Annotated in this window: 21 protein-coding genes; 8 read left to right on the top strand and 13 right to left on the bottom strand. The window is 57.9% G+C overall.

Going from position 1 to position 26057, the window contains the following annotated elements:
• Window position 1: 1 nt before the first annotated feature.
• The 8 genes from IEY38_RS16515 to IEY38_RS16550 form a co-directional block, all read right to left on the bottom strand.
• Entirely contained in the window at window positions 2-1018 is a 1017-nt protein-coding gene (locus IEY38_RS16515; RefSeq protein ID WP_188979587.1) for an alpha-ketoacid dehydrogenase subunit beta, read from the bottom strand.
• Window positions 1015-2163, bottom strand: a complete 1149-nt coding sequence (gene pdhA / locus IEY38_RS16520) for a pyruvate dehydrogenase (acetyl-transferring) E1 component subunit alpha (protein ID WP_188979589.1) — start codon at window positions 2161-2163, stop codon at window positions 1015-1017. Before pdhA ends, IEY38_RS16515 begins: the two co-directional genes overlap by 4 nt.
• A gap of 678 nt (window positions 2164-2841) precedes the next feature.
• Window positions 2842-3546, bottom strand: coding sequence for an ABC transporter ATP-binding protein (locus IEY38_RS16525; protein ID WP_188979591.1), 705 nt, complete (start codon window positions 3544-3546; stop codon window positions 2842-2844).
• Window positions 3543-4370, bottom strand: a complete 828-nt coding sequence (locus IEY38_RS16530) for an ABC transporter ATP-binding protein (RefSeq protein WP_005538682.1) — start codon at window positions 4368-4370, stop codon at window positions 3543-3545. Before IEY38_RS16530 ends, IEY38_RS16525 begins: the two co-directional genes overlap by 4 nt.
• The gene (locus tag IEY38_RS16535) at window positions 4363-5670 is read right to left on the bottom strand and encodes a branched-chain amino acid ABC transporter permease (RefSeq protein WP_005538684.1); all 1308 of its coding nucleotides are present in this window, start codon (window positions 5668-5670) and stop codon (window positions 4363-4365) included. The genes IEY38_RS16530 and IEY38_RS16535 overlap by 8 nt, the downstream gene beginning before the upstream one ends.
• Window positions 5667-6764, bottom strand: a complete 1098-nt coding sequence (locus IEY38_RS16540) for a branched-chain amino acid ABC transporter permease (protein ID WP_188979593.1) — start codon at window positions 6762-6764, stop codon at window positions 5667-5669. The genes IEY38_RS16535 and IEY38_RS16540 overlap by 4 nt, the downstream gene beginning before the upstream one ends.
• Window positions 6765-7061: 297 nt before the next feature.
• Window positions 7062-8180 carry a pyridoxal phosphate-dependent aminotransferase gene (locus tag IEY38_RS16545; protein WP_188979595.1) on the bottom strand — a complete coding sequence of 373 codons (1119 nt, stop codon included), beginning with the start codon at window positions 8178-8180 and terminating at the stop codon, window positions 7062-7064.
• Between the two features lie 189 nt (window positions 8181-8369).
• On the bottom strand, window positions 8370-9569 hold the full coding sequence (locus IEY38_RS16550; RefSeq protein WP_188979777.1) for an ABC transporter substrate-binding protein: 1200 nt from the start codon (window positions 9567-9569) through the stop codon (window positions 8370-8372).
• A 1094-nt stretch (window positions 9570-10663) separates the two neighbouring features.
• Here IEY38_RS16550 and IEY38_RS16555 point away from each other — a divergent pair.
• The 6 genes from IEY38_RS16555 to IEY38_RS16580 all read left to right on the top strand — a co-directional run bounded on the left by IEY38_RS16555 (window position 10664) and on the right by IEY38_RS16580 (window position 18466).
• The gene (locus IEY38_RS16555) at window positions 10664-12367 is read left to right on the top strand and encodes a thiamine pyrophosphate-binding protein (protein ID WP_188979597.1); all 1704 of its coding nucleotides are present in this window, start codon (window positions 10664-10666) and stop codon (window positions 12365-12367) included.
• A 61-nt stretch (window positions 12368-12428) separates the two neighbouring features.
• Window positions 12429-13391, top strand: coding sequence for an NAD-dependent epimerase/dehydratase family protein (locus IEY38_RS16560; RefSeq protein ID WP_188979600.1), 963 nt, complete (start codon window positions 12429-12431; stop codon window positions 13389-13391).
• A gap of 112 nt (window positions 13392-13503) precedes the next feature.
• A complete protein-coding gene (locus IEY38_RS16565; RefSeq protein ID WP_188979602.1) occupies window positions 13504-14772 on the top strand; it encodes a M24 family metallopeptidase in 1269 nt (422 codons plus the stop codon).
• Window positions 14773-14858: 86 nt separating this feature from the next.
• Window positions 14859-15863 carry an LLM class flavin-dependent oxidoreductase gene (locus IEY38_RS16570; RefSeq protein WP_188979604.1) on the top strand — a complete coding sequence of 335 codons (1005 nt, stop codon included), beginning with the start codon at window positions 14859-14861 and terminating at the stop codon, window positions 15861-15863.
• A gap of 164 nt (window positions 15864-16027) precedes the next feature.
• A complete protein-coding gene (locus IEY38_RS16575; protein ID WP_188979780.1) occupies window positions 16028-16411 on the top strand; it encodes a PaaI family thioesterase in 384 nt (127 codons plus the stop codon).
• Window positions 16412-16465: 54 nt separating this feature from the next.
• A complete protein-coding gene (locus IEY38_RS16580; protein WP_188979606.1) occupies window positions 16466-18466 on the top strand; it encodes an AMP-binding protein in 2001 nt (666 codons plus the stop codon).
• Window positions 18467-18579: 113 nt separating this feature from the next.
• Here IEY38_RS16580 and npdG read toward each other — a convergent pair whose 3' ends face one another.
• Both npdG and IEY38_RS16590 read right to left on the bottom strand, forming a co-directional pair.
• Window positions 18580-19251, bottom strand: a complete 672-nt coding sequence (gene npdG / locus IEY38_RS16585; RefSeq protein WP_188979608.1) for an NADPH-dependent F420 reductase — start codon at window positions 19249-19251, stop codon at window positions 18580-18582.
• A 135-nt stretch (window positions 19252-19386) separates the two neighbouring features.
• Window positions 19387-20748 (bottom strand): NAD-dependent succinate-semialdehyde dehydrogenase, encoded by a 1362-nt coding sequence (locus IEY38_RS16590; RefSeq protein WP_188979610.1) that lies wholly within the window; start codon window positions 20746-20748, stop codon window positions 19387-19389.
• Window positions 20749-20852: 104 nt separating this feature from the next.
• Here IEY38_RS16590 and IEY38_RS16595 point away from each other — a divergent pair, with 104 nt between their 5' ends.
• Together IEY38_RS16595 and IEY38_RS16600 are read left to right on the top strand one after the other, a co-directional pair.
• The gene (locus tag IEY38_RS16595; RefSeq protein WP_188979612.1) at window positions 20853-21572 is read left to right on the top strand and encodes an EthD domain-containing protein; all 720 of its coding nucleotides are present in this window, start codon (window positions 20853-20855) and stop codon (window positions 21570-21572) included.
• A gap of 1 nt (window position 21573) precedes the next feature.
• Entirely contained in the window at window positions 21574-22158 is a 585-nt protein-coding gene (locus tag IEY38_RS16600) for an HD domain-containing protein (RefSeq protein WP_188979614.1), read from the top strand.
• A gap of 385 nt (window positions 22159-22543) precedes the next feature.
• On the opposite strand, the gene IEY38_RS16605 is transcribed toward IEY38_RS16600, so the two are convergent.
• From IEY38_RS16605 to dgoD, 3 genes are all read right to left on the bottom strand, one after another.
• Window positions 22544-23602, bottom strand: coding sequence for a glucose 1-dehydrogenase (locus IEY38_RS16605; RefSeq protein WP_188979616.1), 1059 nt, complete (start codon window positions 23600-23602; stop codon window positions 22544-22546).
• A 456-nt stretch (window positions 23603-24058) separates the two neighbouring features.
• Complete coding sequence (locus IEY38_RS16610; RefSeq protein WP_188979618.1) at window positions 24059-24805, bottom strand: IclR family transcriptional regulator; 747 nt, start codon at window positions 24803-24805, stop codon at window positions 24059-24061.
• 52 nt (window positions 24806-24857) lie between these two features.
• On the bottom strand, window positions 24858-26006 hold the full coding sequence (dgoD, locus tag IEY38_RS16615; RefSeq protein WP_188979620.1) for a galactonate dehydratase: 1149 nt from the start codon (window positions 26004-26006) through the stop codon (window positions 24858-24860).
• Between the last annotated feature and the right edge of the window lie 51 nt (window positions 26007-26057).

Consider the following 26057-nt stretch of genomic DNA (forward strand, 5'->3'; position numbering starts at 1 on the left):
ATTAGAACTCGACTGTTTCGCGGATGCCGTCCTGGATACGGACCGCCTGTGGTAAGTAGTAATCCTCCAGCGAATGGAGTGGCATGGGGGCATCGAAGCCGGCGATTCGTTTGATTGGCGCTTCCTGATGAACGAGCGCTTCTTCCTGAATCGTCGTTGCGATTTCCGCCCCTAGTCCGCCGGTCTTCGGCGCTTCGTGTACAATCGCGGCTCTTCCGGTCTTTTTGAACGAGTCAGTAATCGTCTCTGTATCGAGGGGTGACAGGGTCCGCAAGTCGATGACTTCGGTATCGATGCCGTGTGACTGGCTGAGATTCTCCGCGGCGATCAGGGCGGGGCGGGTCATTGCTCCCCACGTGTAGACTGAAATATCGCTTCCGTCACGCCGGACAGCAGCCTCACTCAGCGACACTTCATACGGTTTCGTTGGGACATCTTCACGGAAGGCGCGGTAGATCAACTTCGGCTCTAGGAAGATGACTGGATCCGGGTCGTGGATAGACGCCGCCAGGAGCCCCTTCGCGTCGTAGGGCGTGCTCGGCGAGACGACCTTGAGGCCGGGCTCGTGCACGAAGAACGCTTCCTTTGACTCGGAGTGGTGTTCTGGGGCGCGAATCCCGCCGCCGTATGGAGCCCGTATTACCATCGGCACCGAATACTGCCCCTGGCTACGGCTCCTGAGGCGCGCAGCGTGACTGACGATCTGGTCGAACGCAGGGTACATGAAGCCCATGAACTGCATTTCGGGAACAGGCTTCATACCGGTCTGGGCGAGACCGATCGATGCACCGACGATGCCGGCTTCTGCCAGTGGCGTGTCGATGACGCGGTCTTCGCCGAACTCTTCGTACAGCTGGTCGGTGGCTCTGAAAACACCACCGTTCTTCCCGACGTCTTCGCCCAGAACGACGACGCTATCGTCCTGTGCCATCTCTGTGTACAACCCGTCCTGTATCGCCTCCACGAGGGTGAGACTCTGGGCTTTCTGGCCCGTCTGCGTACTGGCTGTCGAACTCATTCCAGCACCTCCGAGAACGCGCCGTCGTCGTACTTCTCGCGCAGCCTGTTCAGTTCGTCCCGCTGTTGTTCGAGCCGCGCTGGAACGTCCTCGTACACGTGCTCGACGATATTGTCCGGACTCGTCTCTGTCTGCTCCGCCGTTTCTATCGCCTCGCTGACTTCCTGTTCGATTCGGTCTTGGATCTCACTCTCGAGGTCGGAGTCGAGGATGCCCTCGTTGTACAGATACGTTTCGATGCGATCCACAGGGTCGCGGTCCCGCCAGACCTCCTCCTCCGATTCGTCTCTGTAAACAGACGGGTCGTCCGCAGTGGTGTGCGCACCGAAGCGATACTGGACGGACTCAATAAGGGTTGGGCGTAGCTCCCCGGGACCCGGATTCCGGGCTTTCTCCAGTGCCTCACTAGCGACTTTGTAGACCGCCAGCGGGTCCAGCCCGTCGACTCGAACCCCGTCGATACCATATGCCTGTGCCTTTTCAGCGATGGTTTCGCTCGCGGTCTGTCGTTCTCGGGGGACCGAAATCGCCCATTGATTGTTGTTGCAGACGAACACTGCGGGGACATCGAACACCCCGGCGAAGTTCAGTCCTTCGTGGAAATCTCCTTCGGAGGTCGCACCATCACCGAGATGACACAGGACAGCCGTATCGGTCTTTCCCTGTAGCTTGTGTCCCCACGCCATTCCCATGGCCTGTGGAACCTGGGTCGCAATCGGAATATACTCCGGCATCACGTTGACGCCCTCGGGGATTGCGTATCCTTCTCGATGGCCCCTCAGTGGCTCGAAAAGGGATGCAAGGTCCATCCCATGAGCGTACTTCGCCGCGTGTTCCCTGTAGGTCGGGAACAACCAGTCTTGCTCGGCAAGTGCCAGGCTCGTAGCGACCTGTGACCCTTCTTGTCCGGTCATTGGTGCGTACGTCGCTAGCCGCCCCTGTCGCTGGAAGCTGATCGCCCGCTGATCGAAGTGACGAGCGAGCTTGATTGTCTCATACAACTCAAGTAACTGCCTGTCTGAAATATCCGGAACAGACGCCTGTGGTAAGACGTCGCCTTCAGCATCCAGTATCTGGACTATATCCGAGTCTTCTCTGACGGCCGCTGGCACATCTTTACTTCCTGCTTCGTTTTTCATGTTCATTGTTTTCGATGATGTTTTATATTCGACAGACGCTCCCTCAACAGACCCTGATAACCCGAACAGCCGCTGAGTACGGCTCTCCGAGCGTGTTCAAGGCTGGCGTTTTCCACCGGGCACAGGGACCACCTGTGCGCCGGCAGTCTACGCCAGTTTAAATGTCGAAAATGTAAAAGATGTAGCTGTGGAAGAGGGCAGTGCCCAATCCATTAACTGCCGGGGCAGCTGACCTGCAGGGCAGGCGATAGGGTTCAAGCCCGGATGCATATGTGGAGTCTGACATGGTAGATACTTATTGTTTGTGCGATACTCGTTCACACGCCACAGTAGCTATCCCAGCGTGAACGGGGACAGGTACTGGTCCGAGGAGTCGTGGCGACAGCAATAAGTAAAACATAGTTGACCATTATATCCGCGTGTCCTATCTTGTGATGATGGTAACACAACATATATTCAGACGCTAATACGGGTAAGTCGATATAACGAGGTGCTGTGAAGAATTAAATACATTCAAATATCTATAATTTCACGGGATCCAGATCCGCAGTATGGAAATCGGCTTGCTGATTATAGACCGTCAAGGACTCAACGACCCATCCGTCTCAACGGCCCGACAGTTTCTCGCGTAGACGCTCTCCCGTGGCAATTGGCAGTTTCCAAGCCAGCGCTGGAGTCCAGAAGCTACCCGCCGAGGAAGTCCTCGCGAACCTGTTGGTCGTTGAGAAGTGCTTCACCACTGTCTTCGTGTCGATTCTGTCCCTGCACGAGGACATACCCTCGGTCGCACCGCCGCAATGCCTCTTTGGCGTTTTGTTCGACGAGGAGAACGGCGGTTCCGGCGTCGTTAATCTCGTCGATGCGGTCAAACATCTCATCGACGAGGTCTGGTGCGAGGCCTGCGCTGGGCTCGTCAAGTAGTAATAGATCCGGATCGAGCATGAGCGCCCGCCCCATTGCCAGCATCTGCTGTTGCCCTCCAGACAGCGTCCCTGCCTTCTGCCCTGATCGCGTTTCGAGTATCGGGAACCGGTCGTAAACCGCCTGTAGCCGCTCTTCCGGGAACTGGTCCAGCGTGTATGCACCCATCTTGAGGTTCTCCGTGACCGTCAGCGGCTCGAACACGTTGTTGCTCTGAGGGACGAAGCTCAGCCCATACGAGATGATATCTTCCGGCTGTTCGCCGGCGATATCCCGGTCATTGAATACGATCTCGCCCCCCATATACGTCGTCAGTCCGAACACTGACTTCATCACAGTGGATTTGCCCGCACCATTAGGGCCGACGATGGTGATGTACTCCTCCTGCCCGACTTCCATATCGACGTCTGTGAGAATCTGCAGATCACCGTACCCGGCGTCGAGTTGCTGGACTGACAACAGACTCATATTTTCACCTCTTCTCCGAGGTAGGCATCAAGCACTTTGTCGTTGTTCTTCACTGCGTCCGGTTGCCCCTCTGTGAGCACACTCCCCTGATGCATCACGATGACCGTATCGCAGTTGTTCATGATGACGTCCATGTCGTGTTCGACGAAGAGGAAGGTGTAGCCCTGCTCTTTGAGCGTATGTAACCGGTCGATGAGTTTCTCCTCGAGCGTCGGATTGACTCCCGCAAGCGGTTCATCCAGCAGTACCATCTCGGGGTCGGTCATGAGCACACGCGCCATCTCCAGCAGCTTTCGTTGGCCGCCTGAGAGATTGCCGGCGGATTCGTGCGCGACGTGCTCGATCTCGAACAGTTCAAGCATCTCCCAGGCCTGTTCTCGGAGTTCCTTTTCCTGTTCGACGACCTGTGTTCTGGCTCGCGGGAGGACTGCCCGCCAGACTGCTTCGCCAGCCTGATTCTGTGGTGCCAGCATCAGGTTTTCCAGTACGGTCATCTCCGATAGCTCTCGTGCGATCTGGAAGGTCCGGACGAGGCCCTGGTTTGCGACCTGATCCGACCGGTACCCCGTTATCTCCGTGTCGTTGAACTCGACTTCACCCCCATCCGGACGTTGCACACCGGTAATCAGGTCGAACGTCGTCGACTTGCCAGCTCCATTCGGACCAATCAGACCGGTGATCGACCCTTTTTCGACGTGGAAAGAGACATCAGCGACAGCGGTAATACCGCCGAACGTCTTTCGTAGGTTCTCCACTTTGAGTATCTGTTCTTGCTGTCCCTTCTGAGTCTGGTCGTTCCGTGCTGAGTGTGCGTTCTTACTCATTGTCGTCCTCGCGAGTCGCCTGTTGTGAGAGGGCAACGCTCGATGCGATCGCTTTTCGATGGCCGAGCAGGCCGTCCGGATGCCGTTGCATGAGATACACCAGAACGATACCTAATAGCATGAGACGGAGCGCGGAGATGCTCACGTCTTGCACGGAATAGGCCAGCAGCGGCGTGATATCAAGGGTCCCCAGTTCGGCAAGCGCACCGACAAGCGTGTCGGGGGCGTTGCTAAGCTGGAGGTACTCCGCCACGACCCGGCGGATGAACGAGGGTCCCTCGAAGAGCAGGCTCGCGAACAGGGCACCGCCGACGATACTCCCCGTTGGTGACCCGGTCCCACCGATAAACAGCGCAATGAAGATGTAGAACGTCTGTATCGGTTTGAACATCCGTGGCGATGCATAGCCCCCGGAGAGCCGCCAGAGGATAGCGATCAGGCCCATGAGCGCACAGCCGAGCGCGAACGTCTTGATCTTGAACAGGCGCGTGTCTTTGCCCAGCGCCTGCGTGACCTGCTGGTCCTCGCGGATGCTCTTGAGGACCCGTCCGAAGGGAGACTTCCCGATACGGATCATCAGCCAGTACAGGAGGCCGAGACAGAGACACAACGCAACCACGTACGCCCAGCCGATGACCAGCGTCTGCTCAATTCCCAGTGGTTCCACGGCGCTGAATATCGCCGCACCCAGGGCATTTGGCGCTGGGGCTGTTGCGGCCGGATCTGTGTAAAAGAGAATCCGGATCGGGTTCGATGGCAGGGACAGCCCCGTCGCACCGCCCGTTCCGAATGCAACGCCGGCGATGCGAGTGTTCGCAAACTCCGGCGCACGGAGTGTGAGGCGTACGATTTCCGAGAACGCGACAGTGACAATCGCAAGATAGTCGGCACGAAGTCGGATCGCAGGCAACGCTGCGAGGCCGCCGACGATCCCAGTCACGAGGATAGCACCCACAATCGCGACCGGGAGCGGCAGCCCGAAACCGGGCGGACTGGCCGTCACTGGGGCGGTCAGTATCCCCATCGTGTACACACCGATCGCCATGAACCCGGCCGCTCCGAGATTGAACAGGCCCGCGTATCCCCACTGGAGGTTCAGTGCCAGCGCTAACATTGCATAGATCGCCGAGAGGAACGCGACACGACGGAGCGTGTTGACTGTGCCATTCAGCTGGAATCCAAGCACGACACTGAAAAGCGCGTACAAGCCCCCGATCGCGAGTGCCAGGGCGATGAGCAAGCGCACGTCGTTGTTACCAAGCCAGCCCTCAGCCCACGTCTGGAGAGAGCCAGTACTCATGCCGTCGTCCTCCCACTGAACAGTCCCGACGGGCGTACGAGCAGCATGACGATCATGATAACAAACGCCGCAACCAGCAGGAAGCTGGCTGGAATCCAGACGAGTGCGAGTCGGCTCGCGATGCCGAGAATGACGCCGCCGACCATGGCGCCGTAGATCGAACCGACACCGCCGAGGATGACCGCTGCGAACACCAGTAACAGCAGGTCCCACCCCATCGTCACTGTGAGCGTCCCCTGCTGTAGTGCAATAAGAAAGCCTGCACACCCGGTAAGCCCGCCGCCGATAATCCACGTGAGCTTGACAACGCGCTCCGTCGGGATGCCCGTGACTTTTGCGAGATCCTTGTTCGCAGCCATTGCACGCATCGCCGTGCCGATTTTGGTGTACTGGAGCAGAATGTGAGTGCCAAGCATCAGAAGTGCGGCAACGACGACCAGCGTAATCTGGTGTCCGCCGAACGTGACGCCCGCGACAGTAAACTGAGGGACGTTGCCACCTGTCAGCCCACGACTGTCGGTCAGGAACGAAAAGGTGAGGAAGTTACGAAGGAACAGTGCGACGCCGACGCTGGCAATCATCAGTGTCACACCATCGGCACTGCGCATCGGTTTGAACACGATGCGATCCAGCAAAAGCGAGAGGGCAGCTGTCAGGACCGCAGCGACGAGTAAGCCAGCCAGAAGCGCCAGTGGGGTATTGACGACATTGATCCCAAGCTCGTTCGAACCGACTGCGATTGGGCCGCCGATAAGGATGAGCGATTCGACAGAGAACTCACCGAGTCCGGCAATCAGAAACGCCGTCGCCCAGCCGGCGAACGCACCGCTCGTAATCAGATCACCGTGGGCAAAGTTCGCGAAGTTGAGGATACTGTATGTCATCGAGAGGCCGACACCAGCCAGTCCAAGTGACATTCCAAGCACCAACCCGTTCCAGAGATAACTGACGAGGTCTGTGACGGCAATTGTTCCAGTGCCTAACTGTCGAAAGATGTCGAATACGAGAAACACGCCGATAACTGCGAATATAGCGAGTACTGGGCGGTTATATACCAGATTCTGTCCACGGCTGTAGTAGTCTCGTGCCGCCATACTTTGGTGCTCTGTACCCAGTGTTAAAAATCTTGATGTAAAATCGTCATAGAATCTCAGGGAACCAAAGATATGCGGCGATTTCGTGCTAGTGTTACACACGGTACCAGTTGACACCACCAGACAGGTGACAGATAGATCAGACGGGCTTTGCAACCGCAGGTGTCGATAGCAGGATTCGGTTGCACGATTGCGTACGCATACGCCCGCGACGAGAAATATGACACCGCTCATCGGATGACGAATATGAAACCGCTTGCTGGACGAAGCAGTCAGTCGCGACTCCCTGGTGTTGCCCTACAGAGAGTTCGTGACCGTTCGCATCACTTCCAGCGCCTCTTTCAGTTCAGCTGTACTCGTGGCATACGAAATGCGCGCCTGCCCCTTGCCACTCGGCCCAAACGCTTCGCCGGGGACGACGATAACATCGTTGTCCAGCATCTTCTGAGTCCATCCGTCCGGGACGTGTGGCATCGCGTAGAACGCACCCTTCGGCACTGGCGTGTCGAGGCCGATATCCTCCAACCCATCGAGAAGGACATCTCGACGCTCTTCGAAGGCCGATACCATTTCTCTCACCGGTTCCTGTGGGCCGGTAAGCGCCGCTTCGGCAGCGTACTGTGATGGGGCACTGGCACACGCCTGCACGTACTGGTGCACCCGGAGCATCCGTTCGATTCGCTCCGAACTGGCCGCCACCCACCCGAGCCGCCACCCTGTCATCGAGTACGTTTTCGAGCACGCACTGGCCTGAATTACCCTATCGGAGCTGGCGAATTCCGCCGGAGAATGGGGTTCACCATCGAAGACGATCTTCTCGTAGACCTCATCGGAGAGGCAAATGACTTCGTGTTCATCCGCTATCCGCGCGAACTCTGCCATGTCTCGCTTCGATTGCACTGCACCGGTGGGGTTCGCGGGGCTGTTAACGATAAACAGAGACGTGTTGTCCGTAATGGCATTCTCGACAGCAGCGGGGTCGAGGGTCAGGTCGTCTCTGAGTTCGACCCGCTTTGGCTCGCCGCCGGCGAGTAGCACCAGTTGTTCATAGGCCAGAAACCCGGGGTCGGGGCAGAGCACTTCGTCGCCTGGCTGGACGTGGGCTTCGATCGCGACGTGAATCGCCTCGCTTGCGCCGGCAGTAGCGATGATGTTTTCCGGCGGTATGTCCTGACCGTTATCAGTTGCATAGCGGTCACTGATGGCCTCTCTGAGTTCTGGAATGCCCTTGTTGGACGTGTATGAATCACCCATCCCGTCCCGAATCGCACTCACCGCTGCCTCCCGGGCGTGTTCTGGAGTTGGGAAATCAGGCTGACCGAGACCCAGATTGATTGCGTCTTCGCCTGCCGCCTCGAAGACTTCTCGGATGCCGCTGATATCCATCTCTTCGACGCGTGCTGCGTACTGAGACATCAGTTCATGAGTATAACGGTATTTGATTATAGTCTTTCGGTTGTACGACAGGTGCCGTCCCTCCAATCTTGCCAGACGGTGGGATGAATAGTTTCTATCTGTGTTACGACAATGGTACAAAAGCCACCTGAGTTATCATATCTGAAGAGTAATTGTAGTCAGGAGTGGGAATGCCCAGCGGTACTTCGATTACACCTGCACCTGCTCGATATTCTCTGTGCCGTCCTCTGTGTACCTGAAGTAGTTGTACACGGCGCTGGCCAGGTCCCCATTGTCGTCGAACTCAACTGGGCCCGAGACACCCTGATAATTGATTTCGTTTCCGTCGGCCGCCAGCGAAACGCCTTCTCCCAGGTTTTCAGGCCCGACTGTTTCGCCACCGGGATCTGTGACTGCCCGCATTTGATCGCGAATTGCGGTCCCGGCAGCTTCACCGGCTGCCGCGCGTGCCAGCATCAGAACCGCCGCAGCATCGAACGACTGCTGATTGAACGGTCCCGGTGCAGAGCCGTACTCCTCTTCGTATGCAGATCTGAAGTACTCGATCCCCGGTCCGGCCGAGGACGGATTGGTCCCGCGGACGTTTGTCATGTCGTGTCCCACATTCCCGGGTAAGTCGTCGGCTCTGAGTCCATCCGGCACCAGAATATCCATGTCCGCTCTGTCGAAGTTCCCGTAGAAGTTCCGGAAGATCTTGTTCCCGCTCTCCGGGTAGCCGATAATCACGAGCGTCTCCGGGTCACCGTCAAGGGCGTTTTGCAACTGTGACGTGTAGGAGGAACGACCCGCCGAGTACGAGACCTGATTCAGAACCTCACCACCGTACTCTTCTTCAAACGTCTTCGTGAATCCGTTCGATAGGCCGTTCCCGTACGCGTTATTGAGAAAGAGGATAGCTGCGCTCTCTTTCTCGAGCCGTTCGGCCGCGATCTGTGCCAATAGCGATCCCTGCAGCTTGTCCGTTGGCGGCGTCCGGTACACGAAGTCGTTATCTTCCAGTGTGGAGACATCCGGCGACGTCGCCGATGGTGAGCACATCACGGTCTGATTCGGAATTGCGACGTTCTCTGCGACCTGCAGTGTCACCGATGACGCCAATCCCCCGCAAATCATCGGATACCCACCATTCACGAGGGCTTCTGCGCCACTCACACCCCGGCTCGGCTTGGTCTCCGTATTCTCAAACTGCGTATCGACCGAGAACCCGTTGTCCGCGTCTCGGACCTGTTTGACAGCTAGTTCTGCTGCATCCCGAATTGCGGGGCCCACTTCAGACAAACCACCCGTTACCCCCATTAGGATGCCCATGCTGATGGTGTTACCACTACTACCACCGTCTGTCGAACAGCCTGCAAGTCCGACAGCGCCTGCGGCACCAATGCTCTTCATGACAGTTCGACGGCTGACTGTATCGTGCATCGCAACACTCCCCATGACACAATCTTTCGTGATAAACGTTATTATGAACCGTAGCGGTTCTGTGCAGATACGAAACGAGCCCCGAGAGGGAACGAGTCCGAGCCAGTCTCGAACACACCGATACGTAGACGGTCATCATCTGACGGACTCGTGTTGTCCGCGCTGTCGAGTGCGTGCCGCACCAATCCCGATACCCGTTCGAATTATACGAACGGTGTCGAGACAGGGCGTCGTACGTACCCTGTGACCTCGACAGCGCGCTTCTAGCCCACATAGGTACAGGTATCCGATGCGAGAGTTCTGATTCGACCATGTAATCGGCCACCAGCGCTGGACTAGCTATGCCGAACGTGTAGTCCGGTTCTCGCATCGGAATGCAGTCTCAGATTCGGCGATCCGTCGTCACTCTCCGCTGGCACAGGCAACTATCCGGAGGACTCTGGTATATAAATCAATCGTAGAGCATCGTGGTTCGAATCAGTAGAACAAACAGACAGCCAGACCCACTGTAACCCCCGTATGTAACTTGATGGCTGAGTTCCATCTGCGACGGGCCCCTCGAAACCACTACAAGTCTTCGTTGCAGGATTTGTTACACCTATATGAGTGTAACACCATGCGAAGATCGTGGGACAGACACTGTTACAGTAGTAACGGTGTAATCCGCCGGCCGACTGTCCGATGCTCCAAGATGCAGTTGTCTTACTCAGCAGGCCATATTTTACTTACAAGGGCTTCACCGACCCTCAGACGGTTTATTACTCCAGCAATATATGGATATATGTATTCTACGTTGGGGTTTGCTCTGTTCTAATTATTAGAACGGCTTTGTGGGCAATAACAGAGAGTACGAGCCCCAGAGGAGTTGTGTCCGCTAGAAACTGGTACTATGGCATGATCGAATTACTTGAACCCCCAACAGTACATCTTGTTTCGCAGGGCTCCGGGTGTATGGTTACCCAATCATGATTGCTGTAGCGTTGCACCCCAAACTCTATATCTTGGGAGTTACCCACAGTGGGACGTAACGCGATAATCGATAATGACTCCCAAATTCACTACCCATGACTGAAACAGGAAAGCGCCTTGTCGAAGAACTGGACGAGCAAGGCGTCGAGTACGTCTTCGGATATCCCGGTGGTCGTGCCATCGAGATTCTCGACCACGTTCCTGATGCCGACGTCGAGATGGTCCGACCACGCGATGAGCGCGAAGCCAGCGTCATGGCCGAGATGCGCGGCCGACTCACCGGCAATCCCGGAGTCCTCGCAGGACAGGGGCCCTGGATCGGGAGCCTCGGTGCAATCGGCCAGATGGAAGGAAAGCTCGCTTCCTCCCCGATGGTCGTTATTACCGAGGCCAGCGAGCGTGGCGACTATTCCACGCTTGCGCCATACCAGCAGGCTCGCGGTGATTACGGTGGGCTAGACCTGCCGTCAGCGCTCGACGCCTACACCAAGGAAAACTGGTTCCCGCGTTCACCAACGGAGACAGTACGGAGCCTTCAGCTCGCGTTCAAACATGCGACTGCCGGCCGGCCCGGACCGACTGCAATAATCCTCGACGGCGACGCCGTTACCGAGGAGATGCCCGAAGATCCGATTCCGCCGGTCTGGGATGGGCATGATCAGGTGCAGAACTGGGAATCGCGACCGGCCCAGGAGGATGTCAAGACTGCGATTAGCGCGCTGAGCGAGGCTGATCGCCCAGTCATCATCGCCGGTAACGGCGTTCATGCGGCCGACGCATACGACCAGCTTGAAACTGTCGCTGAGGCTACTGATGCCGTCGTCACGACCTCCTATCTCGGCAAGTCGACGTTCCCCGAAACCCACGACTTGGCTGCGGGCGTTATCGGCTCCTTCGGTCACGAAGGGGCAAACCAGGTTGTCAGCGAAGCGGACGTCCTCCTCGTCGTGGGCTGTCGCATGAATCCGATGGACACGAACTGGCAGTCCCCGGAGTTCATCCGGCCCGACGAACAGACCATCATCCACGCTGACATCGACACACGCAACGCTGGCTGGGTCTACCCCGCAGATGTCGCACTCATCGGTGATGCCGCACAGAGCCTCGACGACTTGGCGGCGACCCTCCCTGAGAGTGCTGGAAACGACTGGGCACGTGACCGTGCGGCCGCAGCGCAGGAGTCATTCTATGCACCCGTATGCGAGTCGGATGCGTCGCCGATTAAGCCACAGCGTGCGGTCAAAGAAATCGAGGCTGTCGTTGATTCGGAGACCATTGTGACCGCCGATTCCGGGAACAATCGGTTCTGGTTGCTGAACTACCTTCAGACACCGGACACCGGGACCTACTACGGCAGCGGTGGCGTCGGCGCGATGGGGTGGGCAACCCCGGCCGCGGTGTCAGCCGCCATCACAACGGAGAAGGATGTCATCGCCGTCGCCGGCGACGGTGGCTTCACGATGACGATGACCAGTGTGGAGACAGCCGTTGAGAACGGCGTCGCGCCCACGTTCGTCGTCCTCAACGACACCAGCCTGGGGATGGTCCGGCAGATGCAACACGAGGAGGGCGACATCGCTGGCGTCGAGTTCCACGACACCGACTTCGTGAAAGCAGCCGAGGCGTTCGGCGCCGAAGCGACGCAGGCGGTGACGCCTGCTGAACTCGCGGCGGCACTCGAGGAAGGGACCAGCGCCGAGGTCCCATTCGTCATCGATGTTCGCATCGACCGTGACGAAGAGATGGTCGAGTCCCTCCAATCCTCGTTCTACAAAGAAGTCGGCGGGCTCCACGAGTGAAGTCCCGGACATGGTTTAGCAAAGAATATAAATCAACTACGCAACACACATTGATACAACAATGACAGATACGACGGTACTCGTCACTGGCGGAACCGGCTTCCTCGGCTCGTATGTGGTCGAGGACCTCATCGAACACGGGCACGACGTCGTCGCCTACGACCTCTCGACGGACGACCACATCCTCTCGAAGTTGGGTGTCGCCGACGATGTGACCATCCGGCGCGGTGATGTCTCGGAGGCGACGGACGTGATCCGTGCGGTCAAAGAGACGGGGACGACACACATCGTTCACCTTGCGGCACTGCTGACGAACACAGCACGAGACAACCCCCGGGCTGGCCTCGATGTCAACATCAAGGGGACGAACAACGTCTTCGAGGTCGCACGCACTCTCGACGACCAGATAGAGCGTGTCACCTGGGCTTCCAGCGCTGCGGTGTACGCGCCGCCACACAACTACACTGCCGAATACGTCGACGAGGACGAACTTGTCTATCCCGATACGCTCTACGGCGCGACCAAAGAGTACAACGAACATCAGGCCCGTGTCTATCACGAGGATTACGATGTTGACCACGTTGGACTTCGCCCGACTGTGGCGTACGGCCCCTACCGTGAAACCGGTGGGTCGGCGTTCCTCGCAAACATCATCGAGAAGCCGGCGCTCGGCGAACCGTTCAGCGTCGAGTACGGCGATCAGGTGATCGACTGGCAACACGCCCGCGATATCGCACAGGCGTTCCGGAAAGCGACGTTCGTCGACGAGGACAATCTCAGCCAGCGAATCTACAACGTCCGTGGCGTCCTCGCGACGATCCGTGAAGCCGCCAACGCTGTCCGGGAAATCGTCCCGGACGCCGACCTCGATGTCTCCGACGAGGGCGAACTCCCCTGGACCCAGAACCTCGATATGACCGCCGCGCAGGAGGACCTCGGCTACGAGGTCGAGTACGATCTCGAATCCGGGTTCCGGTCCTACATCAACACCCTCCGGGAAGAAAACGGGCTCGAACCGCTCTGAGACACCTCCGACCGTCGAATTGTGACATGTGTCTCGCTGGAGCTCGGTTTTTCCCTCAGCGGATCAGAATGAACCCGGTGTTTGATTAGGGACCTCCCTGTACGCATAGGTGATGTACGAGCGCGACTTCATGGAAGGAACGCGTGGCACCATGGCCGTCGACTGGGAAGAACGGATCGACGTCCAGCGGATGCGACGCGAGCGGAAAGAACGAGCCCTCGACCGGCTGCAGGACTCCGAACTCGGGTCGATGCTGCTGATCAACGACCCGAACGTCCGGTATATCACCGGGCTGGCTATGACCGGCGGGAGCGGGGCAGATCACTACACGCTCCTGACTGAAGACGGCGACGTGGTCCACTGGGACACTGCGGATCACGCATCGAACCAGCGGTTCAACTGTCCCTGGCTCGACGACATCCGGTATGCCTGTCCCGGACTCGGCAACGTGCCCCGGGCGTCAGGCAGCGCTTCAGCGCGCGACTGGCTCAAAGACAAGATGGCCGAGACGGTGTATACGGCCATGGAGGAGTACGGTGTCGACCGGGAACCGATGGGCATCGACGTGGGGAACGGGACGCTAATCCAGAAGTTCGAGGACCGCGGCGTCGATGTCGATACCAGCGCGGCGACTGATATCATGCTCGACGCGCGGAAGACCAAAACCCGCGACGAGATAGAGTGTCTGCGGCAGGTCGCTGCCATCTGTGAGGCAGGCTTTCAGAAGATTACGGAGAGTGCAAAACCGGGCAAGCGTGAATCAGAAGTCTGGGGCGATGCGGTCGGCGAACTCTGGGGACACGGCGCAATGGCCCAAGGCGGCTACGTGACTTCCGGCCCGAACACCTGGCCAAAACATCAGGCAAACACGACCGACCGAATGATTCGGCCGAACGACCTCGTCTACGCGGATTTCTACAACATCGGCTATCTGGGCTACCGCTCCTGTTACTACCGGACGTTCAGCATGGGTGAGCCGACACAGGCGCAGAAAGATGCCTACGAGAAGGCGCGTGACGACCTCTACGACGTCCTCGAACGGATTGAGCCAGGGGCCACGACCGACGAAATCTGCAAGGGCTTCCCCGACAGAGAGGGTGAGCATATGGACTGGTATGACGCCGACGAGTTCTGGCAGATGACGACCAACCACTGGGCCCATGGGCTGGGGCTACAGCTCTACGAAACGCCGCTCATCTGGCGCGGCCTCTCGCCGGACCACCCGATCGAAATCGAGGAGGGCATGACGATGGCTGTCGAGACGATGCAACCCGCAGAGCGGCAGGGCGTCCGCGTCGAAGAGATGGTCGTTGTCCGCGAAAACGGCGTCGAGATCCTCAGCGAATGGCCTGTTTCGGAGATTACGCGGATCGACTACTGACTGGCAGGCATCGCGACCGGTCTCACGTACTGTTCGGTTGCCGGCGTGCCACTACCGTTAAGTCGGTTGCGCCGTAACGGAAATTTATGCAACTGGGAACAGGCCTGTTTACCTGTCAGCAGCGCCCGGACGACGACCGCGAAACCAGCAATATTTACGACGAAATGCTCGAACTGGGGGAAGTTATCGACAACGCGGGTCTCGATAGCGCCTGGGTCTCAGAGCATCACTTCCTTGACGACGACTATCTATCAGGCGTCACACCGGCACTTGGGGCGTTGGCTGCAGTCACCGACAACATCGAAATCGGGTCCTGTATCGCACTCGCGCCGCTGTATGATTCAATCCGGCTCGCTGAGGATATCGCGACGGTGGATCAGATCTCCGGTGGCCGCACGACGCTCGGGATGGCCATCGGCTCCAACGTCTCCGAGTTTGACGCCTTCGGGATTCCCGACGACGAACGGGCTGAACGGCTAGCCGATACGGTCGACACGCTCCGGGGTGCCTGGTCTGACGGGCCGCTCGACTACGAGCCGGAATTCCACGACATCTCGTCGGACGTCACTGTGACACCGAAACCCGCACACGACGTGCCCCTCATGCTCGGTGGGGCGTCGCGGCCTGCCGTCCGGCGGGCCGCCCGGACCGCTGACGCATGGTGTGCCCCGTCGTCGCTGTCAGTCGATGGCGTTCGGAAGCGCGTCGAGGACATCCGAAACGTCCGTGACGACGAAGATATCGAGGGCGACTTTCAGGTGTATGTCCTCCAGCACGGGTTCATCGGTGACTCCCGCGAGGACGCGTGGGAGCAGATGCGCGACGGCTACCTCTACATCCAGCGCCGGTACGAGGAGATATTCTCCGGCGAGACAGTTCCGGAACTGGACGACGACCGCAAACAGGAACTCAAAGAACAGGCGATCTTCGGGACGCCCGAACAAGTCACGGCGGAACTCGAAGCGTACCGCGAGGCGCTGGGCGACGACATCCACTTCATCTTCCGGACGTACCACCCCGGAACCGGAACGCAGGAGATGGCCGAGTGCATCCGGCGGCTGGGTGAAGAGGTGCAGCCGAAAATCAGCTAGGACTGGCACATGATGTCGGTGACTGTTGGAACATCAGATACTGTCTGACCCGAAGGGGATGCGACATCACAAGCGCTAGTGACTCGCTAGGTGCTGCCCGTGGGTTTCGGACCCCTGTGAACACCAATACTTATTTCCCCAGGTGAAGAACCGAATTGATGAGTATGGACATCGAAGCATTCTTCGAGAACATGCCGTTTGCCGACCTGCTCGATATCGAGATAACGACTGTCGATAACGGGCACGCGGAAGGCCATATCGAAATGCGGGAAGAACTGTCATGGAACGAGGAACAAATAATGGCCCACGGCGGCGTTACGTTCACCCTCGCTGACACCGTTGGCGGGGCCGCTCTCGTGTCCCTCGTCGACCAGCCGGTGCCGACCATCGATATGCGAATCGATTACCTCGAAGCCGGAACAGGAGACCTCAGAGCGGAAGCGGACGTAGTTCGTCACGGTGGTGACGTTGGCGTCGTCAATGTGGAAGTGTACGCCGAAGACGATGCGCAGGTCGCAGATGCGCGCGGCGTCTACAAGACGGGATAGCTCGATTGCAGCGACTGCACAGCTTCCGGACACTGTCACAGCCACGTGAATCCAATGTCAGACACACTCACAGCACTCGAAGCGGTACGATACGAACCGAGCGAGGCGTTCGTCACCCAGAGCAACGTCTACGCGTTCATGCAAGAGCACGGCATCGAGAACTTCGAAGAACTCCACAGACGGACAGTCACCGATATCGACGGTGAGCCGGCGTCCGGACTTGACTGGTTCTGGGATGAGATAGTCGACTATCTCGACTTAGAGTTTTACCAAGAGTATGAGCAGGTCCGCGATGACACAGACGGCCCACAGTTCACGGACTGGTACGTCGGTGGAGAACTCAACATCGCGCACAACGTCGTCGACCGTCATGCAGCCCCCGACGCTGAGAACCGAAATACAGTCGCGACAATCTGGGAAGGAGAGGACGGAACAGTCCGTGAGGTCACCTATCACGAACTCCACCAACAGGCCAATCGTGTCGCTAATGCACTCGAAGAGCGCGGTATCGGAATTGGTGACACCGTCGGGCTATATATGCCGATGGTCCCGGAAATCGTCCCACTGCTGTATGGCTGTTTCAAGGTCGGTGCGATTGCCGTCCCCATCTTCTCCGGCTTCGGGGTCGACGCAACAGCAACCCGCATCGAAGACGCCGAGTGTTCTGTCCTGTTCACCGGCGATGGTTTCTACCGCCGGGGAAGCGAAATTGACCTGAAATCGGCCGCGGACGAGGCTATCGAAGCGGCCGGCCACGTCGAACACACCATTGTCTATAATCGGCTGGATTCTGTAGAGTCTGCCCTCTCGTGGGACCCCGCCCGTGACGAATGGTGGGCGGATGCAGTCGGGTCCCAGTCTGCCGACTACGAGACCAAGTCGCTCCCCGCCGACCACGAGTCGATGCTGCTGTACTCATCCGGGACAACAGGCAAACCAAAGGGGATCGTCCACACGCACGCCGGCGGGCTCGTCCAACCGGCGAAAGAAATCTTCTTTTCGTTCGACCACAAGCCCGCAGACCGGTTTTTCTGGGTCTCGGATATCGGCTGGATGATGGGGCCGTGGACGCTGATCGGCAATCACGCCCACGGTGGCACCGTCTTCCTGTATGAGGGGGCCCCCGACTATCCCGAGCCGGACCGGTTCTGGGAAATGATCGACACCCACAATCTGTCGGTGTTCGGGATTTCACCGACAGCGATCCGTGCGCTACAGAAGCACGGCGACGAGTGGCTGGAGGGCCACGACCTCTCGACGCTGCGCCTGCTGGGTTCGACCGGCGAGCCGTGGGACCCGGACTCCTGGGAGTGGTTCCTAGAGAACGTCGGCGGCGGTACGACACCGATTATGAACATCTCCGGGGGAACGGAGATATTCGGCTGTTTCCTCCAGCCGACGCCGCTGCATTCGCTGAAGCCAGGGACGCTCGGTGGCCCGGCGCTCGGCATGGACATCGACATTGTCGATGCACAGGGGGAATCCGTTGCCGAAGACAACGAGAAGGGGTATCTGGTCTGTCAGTCGTCAGCGCCATCGATGACAAAATCGCTGTGGAGCGGTGACGAGCGGTACCTCGGAGAGTACTGGTCGCGGTTCAACGATATGTGGGACCACGGCGACTGGGCGCAGAAAGACGAGGACGGCTTCTGGTTCTTACACGGTCGGTCGGACGATGTCCTCAACGTCGCCGGCCGGAAGGTCGGCCCGGCCGAAGTCGAGAGCGCACTTATCGAACACGATGCGGTCAACGCCGCTGTTGCGATCGGAGCGGACGACGAAACGAAGGGGACTGCGGTTGTCACATACGTCATCCTCAACGAGGAGTACGAGGAGTCAGAGGACCTTCGCGAGACATTGCGTGCGCAGGTCGGGACAGCGCTTGGCAAGCCGTTCCGTCCGCGTGAAGTCCGCTTCGTCGATGCATTTCCGGAGACGCAGTCCGGGAAAATTGTCCGACGAATCATTCAGAATGTCTACGAGGGTGCAGAACTGGGTGACCTCGCGAGTATCGAGAACCCCGACGCGATCGACGGAATCGACAACGCGCGGTAAAATACTTCCCTGTCTGGTTGTGACTGTTTTCGGGCATAGGCAAAAGCGAGAACGCAATCGACCTCGCTACGATACTATCGAACCACGGCGGAGGACGGAAGCGCGGCCGGCGTCTACGTAAAGCTCACACCGACATCGTGCATATCCTCGTTGTATCGAGCGATGTTGATGAGCAGTGGCGTCAGACTCTCGACTTCCGCGGCGTTCGAAAGCGGCCCAGCAGGGATCGGTCGGACGCCCGCAAGATCAGCAGTCAGCGACACGACTCGGTCACTGACCGCCGGATCGTCGGCGACTACCAGCGTATCCACATCGAGCGTGGCCTCTAGATCCGCCAGCCGATCCGCTGCAAGGTTGTGGAACGCGCCGGCCACTGGAACAGATTCAGGGGCCCGCTCCGCGACAAACTCGGTAACGCTCCCCGTCGATGGTGGTCGGTAGTGAAGTCCATCCCCATCACCGTTCATCCCGACAGCGGGGCTTATGAGCAGTTGGTCCGAGAGTACATCATCCTCAGTCAGTGCTTCAACTGTATCGCCGACGTGATGTGGAGGAATGGCCAGGATAACCACGTCTGCACTGGCCGCGGCGCTACTGTTGTCCGTCCCGTTGATTTCAGTCTCGACACCGTGGGCGGCCAACCGTTCTCCGTACGCTCTGGCTCGCTCGCTGGCTTTTGCAGCGTCCCGCGAGCCGATCGTAATCGCATGGTCCGTGTCGGCGGCAAACCGCATCGCGAGTCCCTCACCGATGTCACCAGTACCGCCTAGTATAGCTAACTCCATGCACCCGCATAACGCCCCGTGAAACAAGAAGCTTTGTCCTGTCACCGAAATCGCTGGCTGCCGTGGGCTGCTGGCAGCAGACGGGAGTCGAGCGCGTCAGCAATAGAAGCACCACCCAGTGGCAAACGCGAACGGTTATTCGATCCAGACCGTCTTTTTGTTGACGAACTCTTTGATTCCCATCTCCGAGAGTTCACGACCGTAACCGGCGTCTTTGATGCCGCCGAACGGGACCCGTGGATCTGATTTGGTCATTTCGTTGATGTAGACACAGCCCGCGGAGATGTCTCGTGCCAGACGCTGGCCGCGTTCTCGGTCCGCCGTCCAGAGGCTTGCACCAAGGCCAAACCGGGTGTCGTTCGCGACTTCGATTGCTTCCTCTACATCAGCGACCTCGTAGACGGTCGCCACTGGGCCGAACGTCTCCTCGGTGTCAGCGGGGCACCCCGAGGGGACATCAGTCAGTACTGTCGGTGGATAGAAGGCCCCCGGCCGGTCAAGCGGTTCGCCGCCAGTCAGCACCGTTGCACCGGCGTCAACGCTGGCCTGTACCTGATTGTGGAGTTCGGCCATCAGGTCTGGATCAGCCTGTGGGCCGACATCGGTTTCGTCGGACATCGGGTCGCCGACAGTGAGGTCTTCGAAGGCAGCGACGAGTCCATCAACGTACTCCTCGTAGACGTCTGTGTGAACGATGAAGCGCTTGGCGGCGATACACGACTGGCCGCCGTTCAGTGTCCGTGCTTGCACCCCAGTTTCGAGGGCCGCATCGAGGTCTGCGTCGTCGAGGACGATAAACGGGTCAGACCCACCGAGTTCCAGGACGGTCTTTTTCAGATGTTTGCCGGCCGTTTCGGCGACGGCACGGCCGGCGGGGCCACTTCCGGTCAGCGTTGCCGCACGGACACGGTCGTCTGCGAGGATGTCGTCAACGTCACTGGAGCCAACCAACAGCGTCTGGAACGCGCCGTCAGGGTAGCCGGCTTCGGCAAACACTTCTTCGAGCGCGAGCGCACACCCAGGAACGTTTGAGGCGTGTTTGAGGAGGCCCACGTTGCCGGCAGTGAGATAGGGCGCGGCAAACCGAATGACCTGCCAGAACGGGTAGTTCCAGGGCATCACTGCAAGCACTGGCCCGAGCGGGTCATGGACCGTTTTTACTTCTGTCCCTGGCGGACTGGGGTGGTGCTCTGCGGAGAGATATTTGTGCGCGTATTCGGCGTAATGATCACAGGCCCAGACACACTTTTCGACTTCAGCAACAGCCTGCGTGATTGGTTTCCCCATTTCCCGGGTCATCAGCTCAGCGTACCGCTGTTTGTTCTCCCGTAGGACCTCGCCGGCGTTTACCAGCAATTGCTCGCGCTCGCGCAACGGGACATCGCGCCAGTCCTCGAACGTCGACGTGGCACGGTCCAGTTTCCGTTCGACTGCCTCGTCATCGTCAGGGTCGTACACGTCCAGCCGCTCGCCCGTAGCCGGGTTGACTGCCTCCATATCGGTTCAATCTTCGGCGTCATGCATACATTAATCTTTACTGGCCTAAACACTCTGACAGGAAACAACGTTAGCTTTTATACTCATAGGTCAGAAATGTGCTGATGATGTACAAGCACGTAGCTCTGTTAGTCAGACAGGACGATATGTCTCACGAGGAGTTCGTCGACTACTGGCAGACCAATCACACGCCGATCGCGAAGGACATCGAGGGCGTGGTTCGCTACCAGCAAGTCCTTCCAACAGAGCCAGCACACGCCGAATTTGACGGGCTGGCGGAGCTGTACTTCGAGACGCTTGACGACCTGCATGAGGCGCTGGGCAGTCCCGGCTCCCGGGACTATGACCCTACCAAGGAGGTAGCCGCAAAGGCCCGCAAAGACGTGAATAACTTCCTTGCTGTCGAGGAGCGGCCGCGTATTATCGGCGAAGAGATCGTGCAGAAAGACGAGGTCGATGGCGATACTGACGGTCTCTACAAGCACTCGGCGTTTCTCGTTCGGCAGGACGACATGACCCACGAGGAGTTCGTCGACTACTGGCAGACCAACCACACACCGATCGCCCGTGAAATCGAGGGCGTCGTCAAGTACAATACGGTCATCCCAACAGACCCCGAGAACGCCGAGTTCGACGGCGTCGCCGAACTCTACTTCGACGACATCGAGAAGCTATACGACGCGCTCGGCAGCGAAGGCTCACGGGACTACGCACCGGACAGAGGGAAAGCGAAAGCGGCCCGCGAGGATGTGGATAACTTCTTAGCTATCGACGAGCGGCCCCGGTTTATTGGCCAGGAACAGCTCGTCAAGGACGAGGGGTAGTATGCCCGACTACGAGGCGCAAGTCACGGAGGCGTTCCCGGAACTCGACTACATCTCATCGGACGACCTTCGTAGCAAAGTCATCGAAGCGTGGACACTCGCGCTTGAACGAGGTGGGTGGCGCGACATTACGGATATTCCCTACGCCTGGAACATCCACGAAGTAACCAACGTCAGGCACGTCCGCGGGGTCACCAGAATCGCACGGGAATCCGCTATCGAACAGCGGGAGTTCCACGGTGCCGATCCCGATATCGACGTCATCGTCGCAGCGACATTACTCCACGACGTCGGAAAGTGCTATGAGTACGTCGACTTCGTCGAGGACGAGAAACTACTCGATCCGGACCCGAGATACGCAACCGAAGAGGTCCCACACTCCCTGTCAGGCTATGCACTTGCGCACGAGGTCGGCTGTCCGCTGGCGGTCCAGCGAGCGATTCCGCACTTTATCGGCGAGATCCCGACGCGGACACTGGAAGCCGAACTCGTCAAGAGTGCGAACTCCGCGTCCTCGAACGCGATTACGCAGTCAACGATGGGTATCACGCTACAGGAGTGGGTCGATGAGTACTCCCAGACGTAGCCACTGGCGCGAACGATAGCACCCCTGCTGAAGAATCGATCGGTGGAGTCAGTCCTTCATAGGCACGGATAGTAACTGCGTAATCCAACGCCTTGTTGACCGTCGGTAGTTTCGAGATCGCCAGTACCCGAAGACACTATCCACTGGTTTCCCTCGCCCGTATTTTGAGTATAGCAGTTTATTTCTACTCGTTTAGCAGATGTTTGCGTCTAAACATAGGAGGTGTGCCTCCATAGAACAATACTTATTGACATAAAAAGCTCTAAAACAGTGATATCTACCCAAACAAGCCTAAAAGAAAATTAAGATTATTATTAATACGCGTGTGTGGGAGAGGATGCAACTCTTTGAGCCGAATACGTGTACATTGCGGGTATGCTGTTACTTAGGTGCTAAACTCAATGTACGATTTGATAGTATCCGGCGACTCCTCGAATGCATCCGCAAACTCCGACACAGAGCACTGGGTAGTCATGATAGACGCAAGGAACCAATCCGGGTATTCTGCAAGAGTGGTACGAGCGCGTTTGTAATGCCGGACGTTGGAATTCACGCTCCCGAGCAACGCTTTGTTCTGGAGGACCAACTGCCTGTGGAGCGCCCCACCGTTGACAGTAAATTCCCAGTCCTCAGGGATGCCGAGGAGGACACCGACTCCATTCGCACCGAGTGCCTCGACCGTCGAAAACGCGTGTTTTGCGTGCCCCGTCGCCTCGAACACCAGATCCATCGGCTCGTGGACTGTAGGGATCTCGTCCACGGCCGTCTGTCGAGAATTAATGTAGGTGGCCCCTAGTTCCTCAATAATATCGATGGTCGGGTCCGGCCGTTCACGACGGCCGAGACAGTACGTTCGCTCACACCGGTCTGCAAGCATCGCCAATGTAAGCAGTCCCAGCGGTCCGTTTCCGAGGACGAGTCCAGCAGAGTTCTGCCACTCGAAGGTCGACCTGGACCGCTGTGCCAGCTCGAGTGCCTTTTCGGCATTGCTGATCGGTTCGACCAGAAATCCGACATCCGCAAGCGATTCCGGGATCGAAACGAGAAACGACTCGGGTGTAGTGAAGTACTCGGCCATGTAGCCGTGCGCCCCCGCAATCCCCCGTTCAACATACTCACCGGGTGGAGCCATATCAGGCTCGCTGTTCTCGAAGAACCGACTTGACGTGTTTGCGGGCCGCCGGACTGTCGGGACGGCAATCTCTCCTTCGTTCAACGCGGTCCCGTTCGAGGACTCGACGACGCCGACAGCCTCGTGGCCCAGTATCTGGTAGTCGCTACCCTCGGGAAACTCGCCGTGTGATCCCGATAGCACCTCGAAGTCCGTTCCGTCGATGCCAACACGGAGAGTCCTCACGAGGGCCTCTCCCTCGTCCGGTTCCGGGCGCTCAATGTCGATCCGTTCTGGCCGAGTCTTCCCCCGCTTGACAGCGATTGCATCCATTGTTGTAGGTATTCCCGTGAGTGAAACGCACCGTCCATCAACAGTTGAATGTTTCGACCAGGAGACAGAAGTCTCTCGTCGAGGGAGTTTCGCATTATGAAAAGTTGTTTGGGCGCTGGAAGCATACTGAACGAGAGCGGTGGAAAAGAAAGCAGGTGAAAGAGGCTCGATACAGCACCGCTACGGTACGATATATGCATATTTAGGAGGGGCTGGGTTCAATTGAGCGAATCGGGATAATAAGTGTACGGCTGTTATGCCATTCGCAGCCCGCTGTCGGATGGTTTCACTAAAAGAAATACTCTCTTTCGAATGAAAATCTTTGTTGAGATATGTATGGCAATGCTGAAACTGCCGGCGGGCAAATAGGACCGGAGCTGATGTGGCTGTACTGAGCTTTGCCGATTCCAGGTTATCCTGAGAGTGCTTCCGTGAACAGGAATGGCTGCGATCGACTCAGATCTGCTCCGCATTGAGTTGCCTGACGGCGCTCAGGATCATCCCGGGGACATCCTCCTGTAACCGCTTCCCGCTCAGCCGGTCAGCGTGTCCCGCCACGTATACAGCTGCAGTCGTGGACTGGTCCTGAATCGGAACCGCAACGCAATTTACGTCCGGATACTGCTCACGACGCTCGAACGCGATCCCCCGGTCCCGGATATTATCGAGTTCGGCGGTAAGCGTCTGGCGGTCCGTAATCGTGTTTTCGGTCATCGCAGGCAGATCAGTGTGGTCTAAAATAGCATTGACCTCCTCTGGACCGGTCGCTGCGAGGATTGCCTTTCCCGGAGCGCTGCAGTGAAAACACGGGGAGTTTACATGTCTCGGAGAGTCGTCAGCAGCGGTATGATAGACATCGGCGATTTGCTTTTCGCACTTGATAACCAGTCCGGCAGACTCGCCGGTCGTCGCTGATATCTGGTCTATCTGGGACTTCGTGTCGTGGTAGATGGGTGCCTGTGATTTGATGTGTTCGCCGATATCGGCAAACTGTAACGTCAGCTGATAGTCCCCTGTACTCTTTGTAACGTAGCCTGACTGCAACAGCGTATTCAGGTGCTTGTACGTCGTACTCCGAGTGTACCCGAGTTGTTCGGCCACCTCTGAGACGCCAAGCGGCCCGTCGGCATCTCTGAGCACGTCGACGATTGCGAACGTCTTCATCGGTGCGGAAAGTGTTGCTGTCTCAGTTTCGTCGGGCATAAGATTACTACTCCCGTCTATATCTTAAGTTTTTATTATTATGAAACGGTCGTTACCAGTCTGCGACGCTGCCGTCCTCGTGCCGCCATATCGGGTTGTGCCAGTCGAGATCGGCTTCTGCCTTCTCCCGAACCACGTCTAGCGCGACATCGATACCCAGTCCCGGACCGTCCAGCGTCTTCAGATAGCCGTCGTCGAACGCAAACGGGTTCGAATTCAGCAGATCATGTGCGGGACTGGTCGTCTCAGAGTGGACGTCGAACCCCTGATCTTGGACTAACAGGTTCGGAACGACCGTATCGACCTGGATCGACGCAGCCAGCGCAATTGGGCCCAGTGGGCAGTTCGGTGCAATGGCGACATCGTGTGACTCCGCCATGTTAGCCAGTTTGACCATCTCTGAAATACCGCCGGCGTGAGAGACATCGGGCTGAATCACGTCAATCGCCCCCGTTTTGAGGAGATCTTTGTAATCCCATCTCGAATACAGTCGCTCACCTGCTGCGATGGGTGCGTGTGTCTGGGCCGCGATGTTCGGAAGGTGTTCGATGTTCTCGGGAAGCACCGGCTCTTCAATGAACATCGGTTCGACAGATTCAACGCGGTTGGTAAGGGTCTTGGCCATCGATTTTGATACTCGGCCTCTGAAATCGATCCCGATATCTACTCCGTCATCCACCGCTGTTCGAACGTGCTGAATTCGTTCTGTGATCTCGTCGAGCGACGCTCTTGTCTCGATGAACCGGGTCTGATTCGTCGCATCCATTTTGAGTGCAGTGTAGCCAGCCTCGGCCAACCGCGTCGCTTCTGCAGCGACATCCTCCGGCCGGTTGCCGCCGATCCACTTATACACTCTAACCTTGTCGCGGCTTTTCCCACCCAGCAGTTCGTACACAGGTGCGCCGAAGTGTTTCCCCTTGATATCCCAGAGTGCCTGATTGATACCAGCGATGGCAGACATCAGGATCGGTCCGCCGCGATAGAACCCGCCACGATACAGCGCTTGCCAGTGATCCTCAATTCTAAACGGGTCCTTGCCGATGAGGTACTGATCCAGCATCTCCTCAACCGCTGCCCGAACTGTTTTCGCTCTGCCTTCGATAACAGGCTCACCCCAGCCCAGGAGCCCAGTGCTGGTTTCTAGTTTCAGGAAAACCCAGCGGGGTGGGATTTCGAACAGTTCGTATCCGGTGATTTGCATACTGCTGCATCGTATCCGGAGTGTGATTAATCTTCATGGTATAACGACATA

This window comes from Haloarcula sebkhae (genome assembly GCF_014647415.1).
GTDB lineage: Archaea > Halobacteriota > Halobacteria > Halobacteriales > Haloarculaceae > Haloarcula > Haloarcula sebkhae.